Annotated in this window: 6 protein-coding genes; 1 reads left to right on the top strand and 5 read right to left on the bottom strand. The window is 50.3% G+C overall.

What is annotated here, in order from left to right:
- The 5 genes from ACHHZ7_RS25200 to ACHHZ7_RS25180 all read right to left on the bottom strand — a co-directional run.
- Positions 1-454 (bottom strand): phage N-6-adenine-methyltransferase (locus tag ACHHZ7_RS25200; protein ID WP_395149232.1); only part of this gene is annotated, 454 nt, incomplete at its 3' end.
- Entirely contained in the window at positions 451-1308 is an 858-nt protein-coding gene (locus tag ACHHZ7_RS25195) for a conserved phage C-terminal domain-containing protein (RefSeq protein ID WP_049015432.1), read from the bottom strand. The genes ACHHZ7_RS25200 and ACHHZ7_RS25195, both read right to left, overlap by 4 nt.
- Positions 1298-1477, bottom strand: coding sequence for a DUF4222 domain-containing protein (locus ACHHZ7_RS25190; protein ID WP_075204990.1), 180 nt, complete (start codon positions 1475-1477; stop codon positions 1298-1300). The genes ACHHZ7_RS25195 and ACHHZ7_RS25190 overlap by 11 nt, the downstream gene beginning before the upstream one ends.
- 172 nt (positions 1478-1649) lie before the next feature.
- Positions 1650-2201, bottom strand: coding sequence for a YmfL family putative regulatory protein (locus ACHHZ7_RS25185; protein WP_049015427.1), 552 nt, complete (start codon positions 2199-2201; stop codon positions 1650-1652).
- A 28-nt stretch (positions 2202-2229) separates the two neighbouring features.
- The gene (locus tag ACHHZ7_RS25180; RefSeq protein ID WP_049015425.1) at positions 2230-2427 is read right to left on the bottom strand and encodes a Cro/CI family transcriptional regulator; all 198 of its coding nucleotides are present in this window, start codon (positions 2425-2427) and stop codon (positions 2230-2232) included.
- A 99-nt stretch (positions 2428-2526) separates the two neighbouring features.
- On the opposite strand from ACHHZ7_RS25180, the gene ACHHZ7_RS25175 reads away from it, so the two are divergent.
- Positions 2527-3183 (top strand): LexA family transcriptional regulator, encoded by a 657-nt coding sequence (locus ACHHZ7_RS25175; protein WP_071684310.1) that lies wholly within the window; start codon positions 2527-2529, stop codon positions 3181-3183.
- Positions 3184-3463: the final 280 nt, after the last annotated feature.

Below are 3463 nucleotides of genomic sequence, written 5' to 3'. Positions count from 1 at the left end.
GATCGAACCCAATGCGCCCGCGAATGAATACAATGTGATCGGCATCTTCGGGCCACCACTTTTCACTCGGCGCGGCTTTTATCAGGAATACATAGCGACCGCCCTCCTCGCGCTGGGCTGCTGCGTAGTTCATGATGTGCGTCATACCAGTGATCGCCTGTTTCTCGTGGTACTGCGAACGGCTATACGGTGGGTTGCCATAACCAGCGCCGCCCAGTTCTGCAAGACGTTCAGACCAGTCCTGAGTCAGCGCGTTATCTTCGGCGGTGTACCATGCCGGGCACTTCGCATTGTCGTCGTCAGCAAACAGATCCAGAACTAATGGACCAAATAGCGCGTTGATACCCCAGAAAAGCAGATCCGGTGTTCGCCACTGATCGCCAACTTCTTTCAATTCGTGGGCTGGTTGGCTACGTAGTGCCGCCAGCGCCTGGCAATATTTGTTTAACGTCATCCTCTGAACCCCTCTGGAATCGTTGTATCAACCGGACCAAAAGCCATCACATCGCGCTTTTTCGCCCCCCAGTCAGCGCGTTTAGGCCGTCCCTTCTGCTCCCAGCGGGTAGCGCTTTGCAGATAGCTCTCGAATTTCTTCGGGCCGAACAGCGTTTCCGGACGCATGTACTGGTACTGCTCGTCGTTCTCGTGCCAGTGTTCATGCTTCAGGTCGATAACAAGTTGCAGGTCTGCAACGCTGTACCCCTCACGCAGTCGGGCACGAATGTTCTCCAGGGATGTTTTTGATTTCTGATACCGGGATCCGCTGATCTGATTCAAATGGGACAGAACTAAAATCGCCTGGTCAGTAATCACGACTTCAGGGTCTGGTTGCGCCGCAACCGGACAAGAGGGTTTTGAAGTTACTTGTGGATCTTGTGTTGATTTTACTGACGGATCCCCGCCAGATTCTGACGGGTCAAAACCGCCTTTTTTGCCAGATTTCGACGGGTCAGTTTTTGAGGCGTCAAAATTTGATGCGTCAGATTTTGACGTGTCAGAATCTGACAGTTGAGAAAATGCGGCAGCCTGAAGTTTCGCCACATTCAGGCGGTACACGTTCGACGCATTACGGTTACCATTACGGCGCTGTGTACGCGTGAGCCAGCCATCTTTTTCAAGCTTTGCGATTGCCGTTCTGATAGTGCTCGGCCCTGCGCCAAGCTGGCGAGCAATAGTTTCAATTGACGGCCAGCACACGCCCTCATCGCTGCTGAAATCAGCAAGACGAGCCATGATCGCGACACTAGACAACTTCATGCCCGACGCCGCGCAACCATCCCATACGTAGCCGGTTAATTTAGTGCTCATGATCGTCCGTTATCTCCCTGAACTTTTGCCTGAAATGCTCAAGTGGGCTGAAGCATTCGTGTGGATAGCCATCGCGCAGGTAGATAACGCGCCGTGTTTCTGGCTCCCAGCGGATAACACGGACTGGCACTCCGCGGTGGTCTTTGAACCTTCGGTTAAGTTCACGCACAGGCGTTTTGCCCTCCGGTTGTAGACCCCCACAATTGAAACCGCCCTACTGTGGTTACACGGAACCCAGCGGTTTGATAATCTGCGTTCATACCGAAACAACGGAGTACCCGAAACCGGGATCATCCTTAGTTGCGGTAGACGGTTAAAAGCCGTTAAACTGCTCATGCGGATTATTTCTCCATACTCGAAGAGTTGTTCGCCAAGGCGCCCGGAGCTGCACACTCGCGGGCGTCACTCTTTTCAGCGACACAAAAGACTCGGTAAAGCAGCGCGACATGCTCCTGGAACTTCGCGATAACCTGATAGCTGTTTTCCTCAATCTGAGCGCGCTCATCTGCGTCAATTACCCCATCAGCCGTGGCTTTACGTACAAAATTAGAATGGCGACCAATCCACTCAATGGACTCCATCAGACGCTGGTTGATATCGGCGTTATCCAGATCATCAACATCTGCCAGCGGTACAAATACGCCCTGAGAATGACGTGCAACGGCATCAGCGATATGAGTTGAACCACCAGCACGTTGTAAAACCATTGCCCAGCCCAGTGGGAAGATCTGGTCGCCGTCAACACGAAGGCGGTTAAATAATGCGTTCTCTGTCACACCCAACCATTCCGCAGCCTCGGCATACCCACCAGGCAGATCGGTAATAGTCTTTTTAATCGCGGCCACCAGCCAGGCTGGCTGACGTTCGACTTTCCAAATAGGTTCGTTACCCACGGTTAACCCCTTAATTCTGTGGTTTTAATCACGCAGCCGAGTGGCTACGCTTTTCATAAAGTGATTGGTCAACTTTCAATACACCTTTGGTCAGCGCTTGGATCTCAAAAGCTCGTCCCTTTGGAATAATTTCATCCCATCCCGACACGGACGCATGAGAGATATTCAAAGCCTTAGCGGTTTTCCCTACGCCACCGAAGTAAGAAATAACGTCATTCTTTTTCATTTTTCCCTCTGGAGTTAAGTAATGCAGTGCACTGATAGTAGGATATCTTACATCAAATGGTCAAGCACTCCTACATCAGATAATGGTAGGATTACCTACATGAAAATGAATGATCGAATCCGAAGCAGACGAAAAGAGCTAAAGATGACGCAATCCGTCCTGGCAAAGCTCGTCGGGGTTAATCGCGTCACTATCACCGGTTGGGAATCCGGTGACTACAAACCGGGTGGTGAAAACCTCCAGGCGCTTGCGGCTGCATTGGAAAAGACACCGCAGTGGTTACTGGATGGAAAGGATGATGGAAGTCAGCAGCCACCAACTATGGACCCGGAACAAAGATTCGGAATTAGGTCAGTCCCCGTTCTCACATGGGTACAGGCCGGGGAATGGACGGCCAATTGCGTAGCGATCACAGAGCGGGACATTCATGACTGGGTCTATACTTCGGCTGCCGTTTCTGAAAGTGCATTTGCACTTATTGTTCGCGGCGACTCGATGACCAACCCTACAGGTGCACCAAGTATTCCCGAAGGTTCTATTGTTGTTGTAGAACCTGATTTTGGTGATGCCAGTCAAGCTAATGGTAAAATTGTTATTGCACAGCTTATGGGCAGTGATGAAGCCACTATTAAAAAGTTCGTCATCGATGGGCCGCTGAAATACCTAGTACCTCTTAACCCCAATTACAGGACTTTAGAAGTCAATGGTAACTGCCGATTGGTAGGATTAGTAAGACAAGTAATAATGGATTTATAAGAAAACCGGGAATACCCGGTTTTTTTTCGCCCCTCAATGTAAGTTATCCGACATTTCCACTTGACCTCAAATAGTAAGTTATCCTACATTACTCACATCAACAGCGAACAGGCAGGACGCCAACGAAGTAGCCGCCGGTGGCGTATGAATAATCGGATGATTCGCTGACAGAAAACTAAGGTTAGGGGCAGAGGTTTACATGAATCATTTATTCACATGCTCATTTTGTGGAGCAACCGAACTGGTAGCGATGAAGATCGTCGCAAAAGGTGGTAAGGAC

Origin of the sequence: Citrobacter freundii complex sp. 2024EL-00216, from assembly GCF_043945515.1 — a bacterium.
In the GTDB taxonomy this organism is placed as follows: domain Bacteria; phylum Pseudomonadota; class Gammaproteobacteria; order Enterobacterales; family Enterobacteriaceae; genus Citrobacter; species Citrobacter portucalensis.
This window is presented reverse-complemented; position numbering and strand designations above follow the sequence as displayed.

Excerpts from the sequence above, each read along its gene's own strand:
- ACHHZ7_RS25180 (WP_049015425.1), bottom strand. The coding sequence starts at position 2,427 with ATGAAAAAGAATGACGTTATTTCTTACTTCGGTGGCGTAGGGAAAACC.
- ACHHZ7_RS25175 (WP_071684310.1), top strand. The coding sequence starts at position 2,527 with ATGAAAATGAATGATCGAATCCGAAGCAGACGAAAAGAGCTAAAGATG.
- ACHHZ7_RS25195 (WP_049015432.1), bottom strand. The coding sequence starts at position 1,308 with ATGAGCACTAAATTAACCGGCTACGTATGGGATGGTTGCGCGGCGTCG.